At 57.9% G+C, this 17,598-nt stretch carries 15 protein-coding genes; 9 read left to right on the forward strand and 6 right to left on the reverse strand.

Annotation, left to right across the window (positions count from 1 at the left end; translation table 11 throughout):
* Window positions 1-637: 637 nt before the first annotated feature.
* The 3 genes from QNM96_RS18905 to QNM96_RS18915 all read left to right on the forward strand — a co-directional run bounded on the left by QNM96_RS18905 (window position 638) and on the right by QNM96_RS18915 (window position 3,543).
* Window positions 638-829 (forward strand): hypothetical protein, encoded by a 192-nt coding sequence (locus QNM96_RS18905; RefSeq protein ID WP_283838315.1) that lies wholly within the window; start codon window positions 638-640, stop codon window positions 827-829.
* Window positions 829-2,643, forward strand: a complete 1,815-nt coding sequence (gene glmS / locus QNM96_RS18910) for a glutamine--fructose-6-phosphate transaminase (isomerizing) (protein WP_283838316.1) — start codon at window positions 829-831, stop codon at window positions 2,641-2,643. Before QNM96_RS18905 ends, glmS begins: the two co-directional genes overlap by 1 nt.
* Before the next feature lie 690 nt (window positions 2,644-3,333).
* Window positions 3,334-3,543, forward strand: a complete 210-nt coding sequence (locus QNM96_RS18915; protein ID WP_283838317.1) for a hypothetical protein — start codon at window positions 3,334-3,336, stop codon at window positions 3,541-3,543.
* A gap of 115 nt (window positions 3,544-3,658) precedes the next feature.
* Here the strand turns inward: QNM96_RS18915 and glmM are convergent, their stop codons facing one another.
* On the reverse strand, window positions 3,659-4,975 hold the full coding sequence (gene glmM / locus QNM96_RS18920) for a phosphoglucosamine mutase (protein ID WP_283838318.1): 1,317 nt from the start codon (window positions 4,973-4,975) through the stop codon (window positions 3,659-3,661).
* Window positions 4,976-5,418: 443 nt separating this feature from the next.
* Between glmM and QNM96_RS18925 the strand changes: the two genes are divergently transcribed.
* Window positions 5,419-5,700, forward strand: coding sequence for a MarR family transcriptional regulator (locus tag QNM96_RS18925; protein ID WP_283838319.1), 282 nt, complete (start codon window positions 5,419-5,421; stop codon window positions 5,698-5,700).
* Window positions 5,701-5,780: 80 nt separating this feature from the next.
* Here the strand turns inward: QNM96_RS18925 and QNM96_RS18930 are convergent, their stop codons facing one another.
* Window positions 5,781-6,791, reverse strand: coding sequence for a GNAT family N-acetyltransferase (locus tag QNM96_RS18930; protein WP_283838320.1), 1,011 nt, complete (start codon window positions 6,789-6,791; stop codon window positions 5,781-5,783).
* A gap of 1 nt (window position 6,792) precedes the next feature.
* Entirely contained in the window at window positions 6,793-8,412 is a 1,620-nt protein-coding gene (locus tag QNM96_RS18935) for an alkaline phosphatase family protein (protein ID WP_283838321.1), read from the reverse strand.
* Window positions 8,413-8,634: 222 nt separating this feature from the next.
* Here QNM96_RS18935 and QNM96_RS18940 point away from each other — a divergent pair, with 222 nt between their 5' ends.
* Window positions 8,635-9,750: a DegT/DnrJ/EryC1/StrS family aminotransferase gene (locus tag QNM96_RS18940; RefSeq protein WP_283838322.1), complete on the forward strand. Its 1,116-nt coding sequence runs from the start codon at window positions 8,635-8,637 to the stop codon at window positions 9,748-9,750.
* Window positions 9,751-9,825: 75 nt separating this feature from the next.
* Here QNM96_RS18940 and QNM96_RS18945 read toward each other — a convergent pair whose 3' ends face one another.
* A complete protein-coding gene (locus QNM96_RS18945) occupies window positions 9,826-11,499 on the reverse strand; it encodes a DUF87 domain-containing protein (protein ID WP_283838323.1) in 1,674 nt (557 codons plus the stop codon).
* A 1,733-nt stretch (window positions 11,500-13,232) separates the two neighbouring features.
* Between QNM96_RS18945 and QNM96_RS18950 the strand changes: the two genes are divergently transcribed.
* Together QNM96_RS18950 and QNM96_RS18955 are read left to right on the forward strand one after the other, a co-directional pair.
* A complete protein-coding gene (locus QNM96_RS18950; RefSeq protein ID WP_283838324.1) occupies window positions 13,233-14,060 on the forward strand; it encodes a ParA family protein in 828 nt (275 codons plus the stop codon).
* Window positions 14,053-14,445, forward strand: coding sequence for a hypothetical protein (locus QNM96_RS18955; RefSeq protein ID WP_283838325.1), 393 nt, complete (start codon window positions 14,053-14,055; stop codon window positions 14,443-14,445). The genes QNM96_RS18950 and QNM96_RS18955 overlap by 8 nt, the downstream gene beginning before the upstream one ends.
* A 77-nt stretch (window positions 14,446-14,522) precedes the next feature.
* On the opposite strand, the gene QNM96_RS18960 is transcribed toward QNM96_RS18955, so the two are convergent.
* Window positions 14,523-15,332: a hypothetical protein gene (locus QNM96_RS18960; RefSeq protein WP_283838326.1), complete on the reverse strand. Its 810-nt coding sequence runs from the start codon at window positions 15,330-15,332 to the stop codon at window positions 14,523-14,525.
* Window positions 15,333-15,861: 529 nt separating this feature from the next.
* Between QNM96_RS18960 and QNM96_RS18965 the strand changes: the two genes are divergently transcribed.
* The gene (locus QNM96_RS18965; protein WP_283838400.1) at window positions 15,862-17,022 is read left to right on the forward strand and encodes a glutathione-independent formaldehyde dehydrogenase; all 1,161 of its coding nucleotides are present in this window, start codon (window positions 15,862-15,864) and stop codon (window positions 17,020-17,022) included.
* An 80-nt stretch (window positions 17,023-17,102) separates the two neighbouring features.
* Here the strand turns inward: QNM96_RS18965 and QNM96_RS18970 are convergent, their stop codons facing one another.
* On the reverse strand, window positions 17,103-17,306 hold the full coding sequence (locus QNM96_RS18970) for a hypothetical protein (protein ID WP_283838408.1): 204 nt from the start codon (window positions 17,304-17,306) through the stop codon (window positions 17,103-17,105).
* A gap of 108 nt (window positions 17,307-17,414) precedes the next feature.
* On the opposite strand from QNM96_RS18970, the gene QNM96_RS18975 reads away from it, so the two are divergent.
* A complete protein-coding gene (locus QNM96_RS18975) occupies window positions 17,415-17,597 on the forward strand; it encodes a hypothetical protein (RefSeq protein ID WP_283838409.1) in 183 nt (60 codons plus the stop codon).
* Window position 17,598: the final 1 nt, after the last annotated feature.

The following is a 17,598-nucleotide window of genomic DNA, read 5'->3' on the forward strand; positions in this document are numbered from 1 at the left end:
CGGTTTACGCACTTCTCGCTTCGATCGACCCAATCATTGGAGAAAATGAACGGGTGGGTAATAAGTCGTAGGATTTCTGTGAGGGATTTCCTATGACTGGCAACTTTTCGGGTGAACTTTCCGGCGAGAAGTCGACGATCGAGCAGTCTCGTGACGAGGATTCCTATAATCGTGTTATCGACCCCATTAACTCGAGTCAGATGACACTTCGTGTTACTATCGACTGCGTACCCTTTCTACGCTCGAGGACCTCTCATCGCGTGCGTCCTTCGTGCAGGTCGGTGAGGCGAGTAAAATTGCGTGCGCCGAAATCACTCCCAACAGGAGAGTAGGCCGGCCAAACTCCACATCTATTCGTTTCCCATTGTGTTTTGTCACGACATACTCGGATTTCGTACGGAGTGTAAATATCTCCTACTGAGCCCCGAGTCAGCCGCTAAGGCGAAGTGGACAACCGTTTCCCTATCGGTCAAACAGGTCGAGTTCCGACTGGGAGATACCGGATTCCGTTGATGTGTCGAGAGTGATGGAAACGATTCCGTTCGAATTGAACGATCGATAGGCGCGCGTTACAGGTGTGCTACGCTCGGAGTTAGAGGATCTATAGTAATGGGCTGGGCTGGACTGTGCTATAGTCATGTCCGCGTCACGCGTCCCGTCCCGAATAGTTGCCGCGGACAGCTATCCGATTATGAAACGAACGACCGTTGCTGGCGATCGAGCACAACCGCTTGATCCCGGAAAGACCCTCGCAAACTGGTGTCCGTCTTCGCGACTGTATTTCCCTCCCGAGTTTGATCGACAGGCCGTCTCCGAGGTGAGCGACTAATGTGCGGAATAATCGCCCGCGTGGGCGATGGAAGTGCGATAGATCCGTTGCTCACGGGTCTCGAGAACCTCGAGTATCGCGGCTACGATTCGGCGGGAGTTGCAGTCCAGAACGGCAGTGGTATCGACGTCCAGAAACGATCCGGAAAGGTTGCGGATCTCAAACGATCGATCGACGATGTCCCGCTCGAAGGAGCTGTCGGAATCGGCCACACCCGTTGGAGTACGCACGGTCCGCCGACCGACGAAAACGCCCATCCTCACACCGATCACGTCGGTGATATCGCCGTCGTTCATAACGGCATCATCGAAAACCACGCGACGCTCAAAGCCGAACTCGCCGAGACGGGTCACGAATTCACGAGCGAGACCGACACCGAGGTTATTCCACACCTCATCCAGTCGTTCATCGATGATGGCATGGACACTGAACCCGCATTCAGACGCGCGATAGATGAACTCGAGGGAAGTTACGCGGTTGCGGCGATGCGGTCGGGCGAGCACGTTCTCTACGCCGCCCGCCAGGGATCGCCGCTGGTCGTGGGTATCGAGGACGACGGCTTCTTCCTCGCGAGCGATGTGCCCGCGTTTCTCGAGTACACGGACACCGTCGTCTATCTCGAAGACGGAGACGTCGTCATCGTCGACGGCAACGGCATCGAGTACACGGATCTGGCAGGCAACCAAATCGACCGCGAGCGTGAAACTGTCGAATGGGACCCCGAACAGGCCGGGAAAGGCGAGTACGAGCACTTCATGCTCAAAGAAATCCACGAACAGCCGACGTCGATCGCTCAGGCGATCGAAGGGCGGATCGATCCCGGCCGGGGGTCGATCGACCTCGAGGGGTTCGAGCCCGGGACCTTCGAGAACGTCGATGCCGTTCAGTTCGTCGCCTGCGGGACTTCGTATCATGCGGCGCTATACGGATCGACGGCGCTCAACCAGGCGGGGATATCCTCGACGGCGTTACTCGCTAACGAATACTCGGTTTCTGCACCACCGATCGACGACAACACGCTGGTGGTAGCGGTTACACAGAGCGGTGAGACTGCAGACACGTTAAACGCGCTTCGTAGTGCGGATGCCGCTGGAGCCAAGACGCTGACCGTCACCAACGTAATCGGCTCGACGGCCTCCCGCGTCGCCGACGAGACGCTTCTCATCAGAGCAGGCCCGGAAATCGGTGTGGCAGCCACGAAGACGTTCTCTTCCCAGGCTGTGATGCTCGTGTTGTTAGCCAACCGCATCACGGCGGATATTACGGGTGAGCCCCGAACGGATCTTCGATCGCTCCTCGAAGCACTGAACTCGATGCCGGCGCGGATCGAAACGCTCCTCGAGCGATCTCAGGCCGAGTCGGTCGCCCGGCGGTACGGTAACTCCCAATCGTACTTTTTTATCGGAAGAGGGCTCGGATACTCCGTCGCACTCGAGGGTGCCCTGAAGTTCAAAGAGATCACGTACGAGCACGCCGAGGGATTTGCCTCCGGTGAACTGAAACACGGCCCGCTCGCGCTTGTCACACCGGATACGCCATTGTTTGCCGTCTTCACGGGAACTGAGGACGAGAAAACGATGAAAAATGCAGCGGAAGCCCAGACCCGCGGCTCGCCGGTGATCGCGCTCTGTCCGCCGGATCACGAAGCGACCGAAATGGCCGACGAGCATCTGGAAATTCCCGAAACGGATCCTGCACTGGCCGGGCTTCTCGCGAACGTCCAACTCCAACTCGTCTCTTACTATGCGGCAGATCAGTTGGGTCGCCCGATCGACAAACCCCGAAATCTCGCCAAGAGCGTCACCGTCGAGTAAACCGGGCGAACTCGTATTACACTCCGTGATACGGGATACAATTCTTCATTCCGCATAGAACCTTCTTTTCTAACGCATAATCTATCATTGCCATCGCTTACCAGGGTTGAGTTGCGTTTCCCTTCGTCGTCTTTTCATCCCGGAGAGCATGGTTCCCGTTGGGTCGAATCGAGGACGCTGGTGACCATAGCACGACTCGAGACTACCCCCATAGTCCCGTTCCGTACTGTGGTGTGTGTGCGGGGTTCGCGTCCTCGGTCGACGTCGGAATCGGTACCGGAGGGATTTCCCGTTGATAGGCTTGGGACTGCCCTCCATATCTAGAAGGCAACCAGTACGGTATAAACTCAACACCTGATAAACATGACCGTTGTCGCAAACGAGCGCATCGGCGTTTCCACGGAAGCGGACGGAAGTGGCGTCGACCCGTTTGGCTCCCAGACTTGACTGTCCCGGTTCGAACGGAGACGGAATTGATCACATCGAATCGGTCGGAACTGTTGGCTCAAAGCGGGGTGAAATAACGGATTACGGTTCGGAAATATTGAATTTCTGCAGATAGGGACGGTAACGACCTAGAATTCCGAACACTGTTTTGGTGTTATTAACGAGGACAGAAATAAAATCTCTCGAAAGCAGTCCCCGTTATGCAGCCTATAGTAAATAGTATCCTGTAGAAATGGAGGGATGATGTCGACGGAATCAACCGAAACCAAGTGGACGCCGATGACCGCCGGCCAACAGACGACAGCACCGCGTTGTGTCACCTGTGGTAATCAGGTTACACGTCAGTTCGCCCGTGTGTTCGGGGACAACCGAGATGTCGTCCACGCCTGCCCCGACTGCTCTACGTATCGAGAGATGAAGACGTCTGATTACATTCCAGAAGAAGTTCGATAGCGACCCGTTCGTACTCGGTAGTCCGTACGAGGTTGTAACTCCTGTCGAATCAACAACTCGGTGAGCCAACACGGCGGGATGAATCTCGTGCAAGGGGTGGCGCTGTATTGTGTCGTTACGCCGTCCGAACCACTTCGGTTGCCTCGTCGAATAGTTCCGCGGCCCGCTCGAATCTGCGGGCCTGTGCCGTGACTCGAACGATGGGTTGTGTTCCACTCGCACGAAGCAGAAACCACCCGTTCGGGGTTTCCACACGGACGCCATCGCGGGTATCGACGTCGTTGTAGTCGTCGATAACACGTCTTTCGACACGCTTCATGAGGGATGCTTTTTCGTCGGATTCGATGGTGCCGCGTCGAATCGGATACGTGTCTATCTCGGCCTCGAGTTCCGAAAGCGAGCCTCGGGTCGCGACCAGCTCGACGAGTTTGCACGCGGCCAGTGGTCCGTCCGGACAGAGCGTCTCCTCGGGCCAGATCCACGCCCCGCTCGGTTCTCCTCCGAAAACGACGTCATCGTCGGTTGCCCGTTGGGCGACGAACACGTCTCCAACCTTCGTTCGAACCAGAGAGGCACCCCGATCGGCGAGTGCATCCTCTACAGCCAGGCTCGTGTCGACGGGTGCCGCGACGCGGTCGCCATCGCTCGCTTCCTCTCGAGCGAACAGCGCGAGCAACGAATCCTTCGGGACGAACGTTCCGGTCTCGTCGACGGCCATCATCCGATCGGCATCTCCGTCGTGGGCGACCCCGAGATCCGCGTCGCTTTTTCCGACCAACGTCTCGAGCGCCCCGAGCGTCTCGGCCGTCGGCTCGCTTGGCCGTCCGGGGAACGCGCCGTCAGGTTGGGCGTTTAGCGTCTGGACTGAGCACCCGAGATCGTCGAGCACGCCGGCCGTGATTTGTCCCGCTCCGTTTCCGACATCGACGACGACGGAGACGGGTTCCGACACGTCGACGCTCGAGCGGACCGCCGACGCGTGTGATTCGATCGCTCCCGAAAGTGTCGTTCGACTCCCCGTCTCGTCCCACGCAGCAAACTCGTACGCTTCCGATTCGATCCGTTCGACGATAGCCGCCCGTCGGTCGGTGCCGAATGCCTTCCCCGACGGCGTCCAGAGTTTGATTCCGTTGTCCTCCGGCGGATTGTGAGACGCTGTGACGACGACTCCGGCGTCGGCACCGGCCCAGCCGACCGCTCGAGCGACCGTCGGCGTGGACGCGATCTCGCCCTCGATCTCGAGTGCGTCGGAACCACATTCACAGATTCCGGCGGCGAGCGCGTCGAGCAACATCGTACCGCTCGCTCTACTGTCACGGCCGATGACGATTCGATCGTATCCATTCGAGCCGAGCGCGCGGCCGATTTCGAGGGCGAGCCCGGCTGTCACGTCGTCGCCGACGCGACCGCGAATGCCACTGGTTCCGAACATACACTGAACTGTGTTCGTACAGCCGTTACTATGTTCTGACTACTCGGCGGTCGCGTGTCTCTTCGTTTTCACGTTCGGCTCGTCGCTGGTCGACAGACGGCGCTAACCGATAGGGTGAACGGCGGCTGTTGGTCAGTTTCATCTCACAGATTCGTTTACGGTCTGGTTTCGGTCGATCGACTCGATATCTCGTCGTCCGCGAGGTTCGGTGCCCTGAAGTTCAAAGAAACCTCGACGTGTGTACGCCTTGAGAGCGACCGAGTGCGTGTTCCGAACTGGCATCGAATTCCGACTTGTGCACGCTCCAAATTTGTAGTTGCCACCTACGGATTGGAACGACCAAAGCGGTATTATTCTCTCGCGTTGGTGTTTCTCTCGAGCGGACGGGATCGGACGAGAACGCTCTCGGTAGCAGCTAGCTCGCCCGTCGATCAACACCACCAATGACCTCATCCAACACCACGGACGTTCGAGAGGGAGTCTCCAGCGCCGACACTCCGAGCGGCGAATCGGCCCTCACAGCGCTTTCACCGAGTGCGAAATTGGTTTATAAGGTACTCGAGTACGAGGGCCCGATGACCCAAGAGGAGATCGTCGCCGAGTCGCGTCTCTGTTCGCGGACGGTCCGATACGGGTTACGAAAGCTCGAGAACGAGGCGATCGTCGATAGCCGAGTCAGCCTCGACGACGCACGACAGTCAGTGTACCAAATCGGCGAGTGCTAACCGTCTGTCCGAGCACGGGATTGCTCGAGTTGTCCTGAATGTCGCCGGAGAAGAGGCTCGAGAAACTGCGAGATCGAACGCTATCTGAATTTTCGATACTGATCGATCAGGATGTCCATCCCGTAGGAGCCGTCCGTAATGGTATACTGGGACTGGAGTTCGGGGTTGAATTTCGCTTTGTACCGGTTGATACTCGGCACGCCCGCACCGACGAGGTCGTACGCTTCGAGGCCGTTCTCCGCACCGTCTCGAATCACGTGCCAATCGAGGACGTCGTTGATCGAGACGTCTACGTCCATATCTGGTTTCACACCGCCTTGCCATCTGTACCGCGTCGTCTGGGACTCGACGACGAGAATGCCCCCGACGAACTCTCCCTCGACGCGGCAGACGTAGGGCCGTATCGCCCCGTCCGGAAGCAGTTCGTACAACGCACGTGCGAAGTCGTTGTTCATCTGGTAGGACCGTCCCTGACTCTCGTAGCGCGACCGGACCTGATCGACGATGCGGTCGATATCGTCGATCGTCCCCTCTTCGACGACGTACTGGTCCTCTGGGGCGTTTCGGATGTTGGACCGCGCGTCGCTGCTGAACTGATCCAACAGGTCGTCTGTCGACCGCTCGAGGTCGAGGACGTACGTGTAGCCGGGTGCGACATCGTACTCGTTCCAGGTGAACGGGCGAACGTCGGGAAATTCGGCGGCGACGAATTTGCTGTAGACGGGCGATAGTTCGGTTTCGATCCACTCGAGACAGCCGTCGAGAAATCGTTTCGTTCGTCGGTCAGCTTTGCGCTGTTTGAGTTTGTCGACGTTCAACAGGGCGGGGCCGAGATAACACGACCAGGAAAACGGGGCGGGCGAGAACACCCCCGTGATCGGCCCCTTGTTGTACTCGAATATTGGGAAGAGCCCGACTGCCTCCTGTCCTTTGAATCCGGCTAGGAGGTGTGGCGTCGTCCCCGAATCCGCCGCCTGCAACTCGAGGGCCTCGGCTCGAAAGAACGGGTTCGTTCCAGGGGACCGCTCGACGTAACGGTTCCACTCGGACGCGTCTGCCTCCGGGTCGAGGACGCTGATTTCGATGCTCATCTTAGAGATATCCGAGATCGGAGAGTCGATCTTCGACAGCTCCGTCTTCGGTCGCCGTGATCGGTTCCGGTTCGTACGCCGGATACTCCGTCTCATCACCCGGGTCGACGATGGGGAGAACCTCGCCGTCCATCGCCGTGTCGATGGAGACCTCGAACAACGTACATATCGTCGGGGCGATGTCGAAAATCGTCGCATCCTCGAGCGTGACGCCCTCGTCGAACGCCGAACCCGCAGCGGCGACGATACCGGTCCGCTTGTGGTTCCAGGGCTCCATCGGCTCGCCGAACTCCGTTTTTTCGAGGTCGGCGACGATGGCGTTGTCGAAACCGGCCGGAACGGTCAGGATGTCCGGCGCGTTCTCGAGTTCCGGGCCGTGGAAGTACGTTTCCCGCGGTTCTACCGCCTCGAACATCGGTTCACCGTCGGGCGTTCGCAGGGCTCGCAATTCGTCGATCAGCTCGGACCGGAACGACTCGTACTCCTCGGACGGCACCTGCCCGTTCGGTTCGCGTCCCTCGAGGTTGATCCTGAGACCGAGCTCGCTTTTCGAGCGGACGTAGACGGTCGAGTTCGGGAAGTCCACTTGCTCGCTGGCCGCACGAATCATATCGTTCGGAACTCGCTTCCCGATCGGTTCTTTCAAGCCGACCATCTCGAGGGTGTTCGCGGCCCGCTGCGTGGTAATTCCGAACTTGGCAGCGAGGTTCATCGAGCGTTCGATCGCACCCGGCGTGTGATCGCCGGCCTCATCTCCGTCCAGGAGGTCGTTTCGCCATGCCTGTGACCAGTCCGGCATTCCTTCGCCGCCGCTTTGACCAACTACGTCTCCGCGGTTTCGAAGGTACTCGTTGACGCGGAATTCGTGGCCCTCGACCGTTCCCATTCCGTGGTCACTGACGAGCAATACGTTCTCGGGGTCGACCGCCTCCAGCGTCTTTTCGATCTCTCGATCGACGGCACCGTACACCGCCTCGATCGCCTCCGCATCGCCAGGACGTTCGTGGAAGACGGAGTCGGTTTGCTGGAATTGGACGAACCCGAACCCGGGTTCGAAGCGTCGACAGAGGTATCGAAACGCCTCGCCGCGCCGTTCGATCGTTTCCTCGTAGCCGGCGATTTCTCCGTCGGAATAGTTCCCGCCCTGTGGATACACCTGGTAGCCGCCACATTCTTCTTTGATGTCCTCGAGGATTCCGTTCGGGTGACAGTCCGGATCTTCCGGAGCCGTCATTCCCGGAACGAGTGCGCCGTCGAAATCTCGCGGCGGATGCGTAACGGGGACGTTCACGACCACACTCGAGATGCCGCTTTCACTGAGGAGTTCCCACACCGCTCGCTCTCGAACGTGTGAGGAATTGACGACGTCCCAATCGTAGCCGTCGAACGATAGAAAATCGAAGACACCGTGTTTGCCCGGGTTCTTTCCGGTGTAGATCGACGGCCACGCGCTGGCCGTCCAGGGCGGAATCTGCGACTCGAGGGGACCGCTCGATCCTCCTTCGACGAGTCGTTGTAACGTCGGTGCAGTTCCGGAATCGAATAACGGCTGCAATACCGGGAGACAGCCGGCGTCAATGCCGATGACGAGGAGTTCACAATCGTCGTCCGTACCTTCCATACCCTCGCAGTTAACCGTTTTCGGCTTTGTTATGCGATGGCTGGGAAGCCGTAGGGACACGCTTCTCACCAGCTTTGCTTCACTCCCGAGTTGGGGTATACGACAGTAGGGAGTGCCTGTGTCCGCTGAGAAATCGGTACCCACACAATCACTAAGACGGTGACCGTTCAGTACTCCGTACGTGGTGGGACCTCGTATGATCGTCGACATGGTGCTCGATCTATGATCAGTGCAACACCGTCGCTCTCCGTTTGGTCGCTATCGAGCCATCATCCTGCGGATTTTGAGTCACTTATCGAACAGTTCGCTACGGAGTATGCCTTTTATGGTGCAGGAAAGGTTGCGCTTCGTGACGGCCTCGAGACGATCTCGGTAGCCAATCAAAACGTCCTTATTCCCGCGTACCTCCCCGATGCAGTCGCGGAACCGATCGTCGAAATCGGCCTCGAGCCGCGATTCTACGCCGTTACGGAGTCCCTCCATCCGAACGTCTCCGATATACGAAACCGGATCGACTCGGATACTGCCGCGATCGTCTCGGTTAACTATTTCGGCTTTCCACAACCCGGTCTCGAGACGATCGCAGAGCTCACTGACGAGTACGATTGTTATCACGTCGACGATAACGCTCACTCACCGCTGAGTATGCACGACGGGACGTTGCTCGGAACCGACGGTGATATCGGGATAACGAGCCTCTGGAAGCAGTTCCCGGTTCCGAACGGTGCCGTACTGTATCTCAACGATACTGCTATCGTCGATGACTACGCTCCATCAGCGTACGAAGGCGTTCGGGAACATCTCGACGTCAGCGACTGTCAGTTTCTGCTCAAATCGATCGCGTTCGAATTGTTCGATCGAAACACTCGCGTTCGTGAATCGATAGACACACTCGTCTCCGGAAGCGGGTTGGGACGGGTGACGGCATCCCCTCGAAACCGATACGAGAACGAGAAATCACAGATGTCCAAACTGACTCATCGGATATTTGCGGATGCAGACCCCGAATCGATCCGATCCAACCGACGCGAGAATTTTCGCACGTGGAACGAGGTTCTCGATTCCCGATCCGACGTCGTCCCGATTTTCGATTCGATGCCGGAGGGAGTTTGCCCGCAGGTCTTTCCCGTCCGCACAGCAGACTCATCCGAGTTCATCCGGCAACTCGAGCAACTGGGTGTTGACGGGGCCAACACGTGGCCGCGCCTGTCGGAATCGGTTCGGGACAATCCTGCGTACGAAACCTCGAACCTGCTCTCGCGGTCGACGGTCGTCCTTCCGGTCCACCAACACATCGAGTCGTCCGCTATCGAGGCCGTTGGTGACGCTCTTCGTTGATACCCACTCCGTTATCGATCCTCGTTATCGATCTTTTCCTAAAAAGCACGTATTCCAGGCCCCGCCCGGTAGTTCTTATTCCTCTTCCGCCGTCGCCGTCAGCGCAGCGAGGATTTCATCCTCCAGTTGATACGCTCGTTCGGACGGCCGAGCGAGCACACCCTGAGTTCTGAGCTCAGAGAGCAGACTCTGTACTGCGACGGGCGACCGATCCACGCGGTTTCCCACTTCGATAGTCGTTAGCGGGCCGGATTCGGCCAACGCCTTGATCACTGTGCGACTCGTCTCGAGTGAACACCGAGACTGATCGCAAGCGACGGTGAGGCGGTCATCGATAGCCGTCGTCTCGAGCAGTTCGTCGACGTCATGCTTTTCGTTTGCGACGATAATCTGTGAGTCTGCGACCGTCAACCCGTCTTCGACGTCCGCGTAGCCGAATTCGAAGTCGTCCGCATCGGCCTGAACGATCGATTCCTCCCGTGGGCTCCCATCGAACTCCTCCTCGAGTTCGCCGATCCGATCTTTCAGTGCGCTATTTCGCTTGGCGAGGTTTTCCGTTCGACCGCGTTGGGCCTGAAGCTTATCCTCGAGGATATCGATAACGTGATTTTTCTCCTGAATCTGGTCCTCGAGTTCCTCGTGTTTCGTTTCGAGTTCGACCAGTTCGTCGTGCAATCGGCGAATTTCGTCGTTCGACTGGGGGAGTTCCGTCTGGACGGTGTCCGGATTTTGCAAGGCCTCGGCCATCTGTTGGGCGACGCTTGAGATGTCACGTGCGTTCGCGAGTTCCTCCTCGAGTTCCTCGATTCGGTCGTCGCGCTTGTCGAGTTTTCGCTCGAGTTCCTCGATGCGGTTTTCCTCTCGTTGCTTGCGCTCGGAGATTTCCTGAAGGTCGCCGACGAGGGCGTCGGAAACTGATTTGAGTTCCGGTCGTTCGAAATCGTCGAGGCCGGGTGTCGCGCCGGCGTCGAACGTGCGCTTGCGTCGAAACTGGATCTTCCGAACGTCGACATCGTTCCAATCGGTCTGGACGTACGCCTGGCCGTCACCCAGTTCCGAGACGAGTTCGGAGTACTCGCTGTCGATAATTCGACCGACGACTTTGGTGTCGTTCTCCCAGGTTAGCCGGTGCCAGACGAGCCAGTTCGCCTGCGTGATGAAGTCTTTCTTGACGTCGGCGGGTCGCTGGCTGATCCCCAGGATTCCAAGCCCGTGTTTTCGCCCGCGCTTACCGATCTTGATCAGGAGTTTTCCAGTTTCTCCCATCCCACCCCCCTCGGGGATGTACTCGTGGACCTCCTCGACGACGAGCAAGAACGGTTTCTTCAGTTTCTTTTCCTTGACGAACAGCTGGCGAGCCGTCTCCCGGAGCAGTTCGCTCGCGACGTCTTCGTCGAGGTAACCGGAGACGTCCAGAATAACGGGGACGTTCTCCTCGAGTGCGAGCGAAGCCATTTGCTCTGCGTGTTCCGGGCCGATCTGGATGTCACACTCTTCGTCCGCACCGGCGTGGAGCATTTCATACTCCTCTTTGAGACCGTAGTACTCCCCGTCCGTGTCGACGATCAACAACGGATACCCGGCCTCGAGCAGTTCCTCGGCGATCACTGAGGCGGTGTTCGATTTCCCGCTCCCGGACTTTCCGGTCACGAACCCTCGCCCGGTCAGCAGTTCGACGACGGGAATCGTGACGTCCGTACCGTCCGACGCCTCGCCGACGACGACCTCTCGAGTCGTTTGTTCACTCACTGTAGCACACCCCCATTCGCGCGCGCCTCGTTCATTATGTGAATACTTCTGTCACGGAACCTTGAATATTCGCCTCGAGCCCCAGTCGTTTTGGTTTACTAAGGTGTTCGACCGGTAATGGCGCTCGTCCCTGAGATTTGATAGGAAATGGACATTCCGTGTACACGGTATATGAAGTGTAGAATGTCTATTATGTGTGGCTGTCTATTGTGTGTGGAATTTGTGTTATGTGTGAAATGTTTACACTGTGTAAAATTTCAGGACCGTGTACAATGTGTGGTGCTTGGAGGTTGCCCGTTCTGTGTAATTGGTTACAATGTGTAGAATGTCTAGACGGTAAATACAGTGCAACGTTACGGCCTACGATAGCATTATCCGACCATGGTTCGGGTTGATGAGCGACCATGGATCGGGTTGATGAGCGACCATGGATCGGGTTAATGAGAAAACTCGAGAGTGAATACGTTGCCGACATCACCGTAGTTTAGCGGGTGAGCGTCGCTCTGCGGAGGTTCATTTCACCCGTCACGTTTGATGGAGATCTCGTTGGACTGTCGTTGTTGAAATGTTTACACAGTGTGAACTGTGTGAACGTTCAGGAGAATACTCTGCTGAGTTCGGACAATAATTATCGGTCCTCACGAGGATATCCGCTCCGAATCGCTGAGATTCGCGAAGCACTTCCAAGACTTCTCAGACGGTGTAGGACGTGTACACAATCTTCACTGTGTGTACTGCCTACACTCTGTGTACTGCCTACACTCTGTGTACTGCCTACACTCTGTACACCACTTATACTGTGTGTACCACCTACACGTTGTGTGCCGTCTACACTGCATGCGACATTCAAACGGCATGGGATGACTACGATGTATGCGAAGTCTACAACTTCTGAACGTTCTCCGATGTCCCTGTTACCGTCTATTCTGTTGGTAGCTCATCGGCTGTGGTGGGATTTGCGAGTTTGAACCGCGGACGCTGTGTGGAACGCATAGACGGTATACTTTGTTTGCACATTGTAGACTGTTCACACTGTTTAGAATGTCTTTGATGCTCGGAACGGTTTTGCGTTTCGAACAGAGTTAGCGTTCGTCGACCTCGATTTCTCCTGTTCGTTCCGTTGTACTCGAATTGTGGCTCGTGTCTCTCCTATAAGGCGAATGGGAACTGTTTGAACAGTGTAGAATGTGTAAACATCTAAAACACTGCATACTGTTTAGACTGTTTTCGGTAGTGTTAAGTCATCTCACTGTGACGATTTCGCTGTCATTCGACGTCTCCACCGGATTCGTTCGCGCTGACGTTCGAGAAACCTTCCACAATGTTCACACTGTGTAAACATCGCCGACGGTCGAAGGCACGTACGCCTGCCGTTCAGGCTATTCTCTGGGTTGTACTCGCGTTCAGTTTCTCGTCTCGAATAAATGGACTGTCTACAATGTTCACACGGTGTATACGCTTTGAGCTGTTCGAACCGCTCGAGCGGTGCATACTGCCGTCGACTACAGCCGGGGACAGACGATTCGTACTCCGTCGGAATCCCTCGAGTAACCTCGGAGTTTTTCGCGATTCGAGAACGGATCACTTCTCTCCCCTTCTAAACTGCCCTCACATTCTACACAGTGTGAACATTGTAGACTCCTCGAGATGTGTGCGCGATTTAAACTGTCTACACAGTGCGAGCTGTTCGAACGGTTCCGACGGTGGAGGCGGCGAACGAGGTGTTCAACGACATGAGTAATTCACGTGCCGTAAGCGTCGCGCTTCAGAAAGGCGGCGTCGGCAAGACGACGGTCGCGATTAATCTCGCAGAACGACTCGCTAACCGATCGAACGATGTCCTATTGGTCGACCTCGATCAGCAAGGGAACGCGACGGAAGGCGTTGGACTCGCCGATGCCTATCAAAACGATGTCCACATCGGACACGTGCTCGAGGATAGCTCCGACACGACGCTCGGGGACGTCATTCGGAAGGCGAATTCGTTTGACGTACTTCCCGCAAACGAGGACTTAGATAGCGTCGAAAACAGCATTCGAAGCGCCACGTTCGGGGAACTTTGGATCAGAAACGAGATCATCGATCCGGTTCTCGAGGACACGTACGATTACGTCGTCGTCGACTCGCCGCCGAATCTCGGTCCCCTCGCAGATGCGTCGCTCATCTCTACGCAGAACGTCATCGTTCCGCTTCGGATGAGCGAACCGAGCGTCAGCGGGTTCGAGCGGATGTACACCCAACAGATCACCCCGATCAGAAAGGAGATCGATCTCGATATCATGGCGATCGTTCCGAACGCGCTCTCGGGAGACAACGAAGAAAAGCGTATCATCGGCAACTTGGAGGAGTCCGAATTCGGCGAGTACCTGCCGGAATTCGCCCGAACCGATCACTTCGACGATCCGGATTCACCAGGGCCCGGCCTTCGCGAACGAATCGCGTTCCGTCGCGCGTGGCGTGAGGGTGAGCCACTCGCGGAGTACGACCCGGAGAGTGACATGCTCGAGCGATTGGATGCGCTCGCCGGCGTCGTCGAACGGGGAGGTGTTGTCGATGCCTGAGGATAATCGCTTCGCCGGATTGGGTGACGCCGTCGAGGATGAAACGCCGGAGACCGAATCGGCGGGCGACCGGGAGTCGACCGATTCGGGTGCCGACGACGGCGGGGTCGAACTCGAGCACGAGGAAGACGAAATGGACGAGGAACCGGATCCGACCGCATTTCCGTTCGACGATACGACGAAAAAGACCGTCTACGTCAGACCGGAGACGGTAGATGATCTCGAGGACGCACAAGCGCTGGTCGACGCACAGTTGCGAACCGAACACGACGTGCGTAACTTGACGGGGCGGGAGTTCTACGACGCGGCGTTCCGACTCGCGGCCGCCGATACGGACGGACTCATCGACGAAATCCTCTCGGAGCGCGAACGAGACGGGAACTGATTATTCGGCCATACCATCATGCGCTTCCTGTCTGGCTCCTCTATTTTGCGCCCGCTCAGTCTATAAATAGTATCCCGCTATAGGTTCTCGGTTAGTTCCGACTTCGAATCGGAAACGACGCGTTCCGCGATGGGTGCTCTACACTCGTTACAGACGGCTGTCACGACGGTTGTAGGCCGTTGGCAACAGTGCTCGTCGCGCTCGACGGTTCGCTCGATGGCTCCGTCACACGTCGGACAGCGCTCGAGGAGCAGCCGAACGCGTTCGAGCAGGTCACGCCGGTCCCCGGCCTCGAGCGTCTTCCAGTCGGTTACCAGTTCGCTAATACAGTCGGCAGCGGCGACGTCAGCCGCGAGTGCAGGCACGGAGGGCCACCGGAGGCGGCGTGAGCCGTCGACCGTGACGGCGAGGTCGTCCAGTCTCCGAACGTCTCCGTCGACCATCGCGGCGATTTCCTCATCGGACGGCGGCGAGCGCCGGTAGCGTCTGGCCTCCAAATACAGCTGTTCCCGGACGTCGGCACGGAGGCGAAGACGTTCTGCGCCTTGATTTTCGAGGAGCCCGGCGGCAGCCAGCGTGTCCCAGTCGATTTCAGCAGTCCCGATCGATCGATCGGTTGAACGCTTCCCGAACAAGGAGAGAACTGGGGCTGGAAGGTATTCCCTGGTGAGCGTCGGCGTTCCGGGGACGAGATAGCCGCGGAGCACGATTACGGTAACGAACGCCGTGAACGCGACGACACCGGCCGCTATCGTGGCAATGGATCCGATCGCGGTTGCGAGGAGGGCCGCGATCAGGAGGTTTACGACCGTACACGGGAGACATCGATTCTCGCCCGTGTGTCGGGGGTTTCGAACGCTCGAGATCGACTCGAGAGGGAGACGCATACGTAACCGGTGTTCTCTATCACGGTGTGGAGTATAAACCCGAAACCCGCTGGTTCCGGCCGGCCGGTCTCGGTGGCGATTCCGACGGGATCGTAACCGTCGGGCGGTACGCGACCAGCGGCGTTCGACGGGAGTAAGAAAGCGGTTCACGAGTCGGTAGAGGATCACGCCGAACGGGCCCAGTAGCGGGCTCGAAGGGCCGTATCCAGGTTCGGTCACCGCCGAGGTGTACATCGCGTCCATCGCGGCCTGTCGGCGGGTAGCCGCCCGGCACGAGGTCGATTTGGGACGATCTACCGGGCGTTGTGGCGGCTCTCGTCGGATCGACTACAGGACGGTCGGCCACCTACCGTTGCCGTTCGAAGGGACCCGAGTTGATTGTGCACTCTCTCAGTACCGTCCTCGAGACGACTCTCCTATCGTCAGTAATAATCACTGGTTGATTTTTCACAACTCTCTCACCTGTAATCACAACAACGTTTACAAACACGAGGGTGGTCAATTCCCTGAGGATTGATACCAAATGTCAATGGACGCTGTCGTCTATCAGGAACCGCACGAAGTCGCCGTCGAAGAAGTCGACGAGCCCGAAATCGAACACGGAAACGATGTCATCGTCGACATCACGACGACGTGTATCTGCGGGTCGGACCTCCACATGTACGAGGGTCGAACCGGTGCCGAACCGGGGATCGTCTTCGGCCACGAGAACATGGGGCTCGTAACCGAAGTCGGCGACGCCGTCACGACTCTCGAGGTGGGCGATCGGGTCGTGATGCCGTTCAACGTCGCCTGCGGGTTCTGTCGGAACTGTGAGAACGGCTATACCGGCTTCTGTACGAACGTCAACCCCGGCTTCGCGGGGGGTGCGTACGGATACGTCGCGATGGGGCCGTACAAGGGCGGGCAAGCCGAAAAGCTTCGAGTACCGTTCGCCGACTTTAACGCGTTAAAATTACCGGAGGGCGACGAACACGAGGACGCGTTCGCGCTCCTCGCTGACATCTTCCCGACGGGGTGGCACGGTACCGAACTCGCGAACCTCCAGCCCGGCGAATCGATCGCCATCTTCGGGGCCGGCCCAGTGGGGCTGATGGCCGCCTACAGTGCCAAGATCAAGGGCGCTGCCGAGATCTACGTCGTCGACCGCGTGGAGAGTCGCCTCGAGATGGCCGAAGACCACTGCGACGCTCAGGGGATCAACTTCGAGGAAGACGATCCCGTCGACCAGATCGTCGACGCACACGGCGACGAGGTCGACAAGGGTGTCGACGCAGTCGGCTACCAGGCGATCGATCCCGAGACGGATCCAGGCGACGACGCCTACGATCCGGCTCGAGAGAACCCCGCGATCGTGCTCAACCAGCTCATCCAGACCGTGCGCCCAACCGGCGAAATCGGCGTTCCCGGGCTGTACGTCCCGTCGGACCCCGGCGCACCCGACGAAATGGCTGCTCAGGGCCGACTCGGCATCGACTTCGGGAAGCTCTTCGAGAAGGGCCACAAGTTCGGTACCGGCCAGTGTAACGTCAAGGAGTACAACCGCCAGCTCCGGGACATGATCATCGAGGGTCGCGCCGATCCCAGCTGGGTCGTCTCCCACCGAGTCGACCTGGATCGCGCACCGGAGATGTACGAACGATTCGACGACCGAGAGGAGGGCGTCATCAAGGTTCTGCTCGAGCCGTAACCGGCTCGTTGACGGTCTCTAAACGTCGTTCCCGAACCAACCGGCTCGAGGCGAAACGCGGCTGACTAACGCCTCCATCCTTAGCTACGCATCCACACCATCGGATGGTTCTCACGAAGGTGGTTCTGGTACCGCTTGATCAGTGTCGGGTACGATTCCGCGACCGCGTCCCACTCACAGTGGTCGCACTCCCGTTCGACCGTGTCGTCTCCGCTGTGGACGTACCCGCCCGTTCGATCCATGCTCGTCGTCGAGCGCTCGTACGGCATGACTCTTTCGTCCATCCGACGACCTTTGTTCGGCCAACGATCACTGACGTTCGTTCCATCGTACCGTCTCCGTAGTGCTTGTGCCCTGTTCGACGGGCCGTCCGCGCCGGCGGAGAAAACCGTATGTCGATGACAACCGTATCCGAACGTATGTGCAAGTACTGTAGCTACTCCTACCACGATGGCTGGACGCAGCTACTCGAGTACGACGACGTGTACCAAGACGGACGCTACGGTCAGGTCGAATCCGAGTCGACTCACGGCTTTCACGAATCTTGGGCGGAACTCAGCGAGGAACTCGAGTAGC

The sequence above is a fragment of the Halostagnicola sp. A-GB9-2 genome (assembly GCF_030068615.1).
Taxonomy (GTDB): Archaea; Halobacteriota; Halobacteria; order Halobacteriales; family Natrialbaceae; genus Halostagnicola.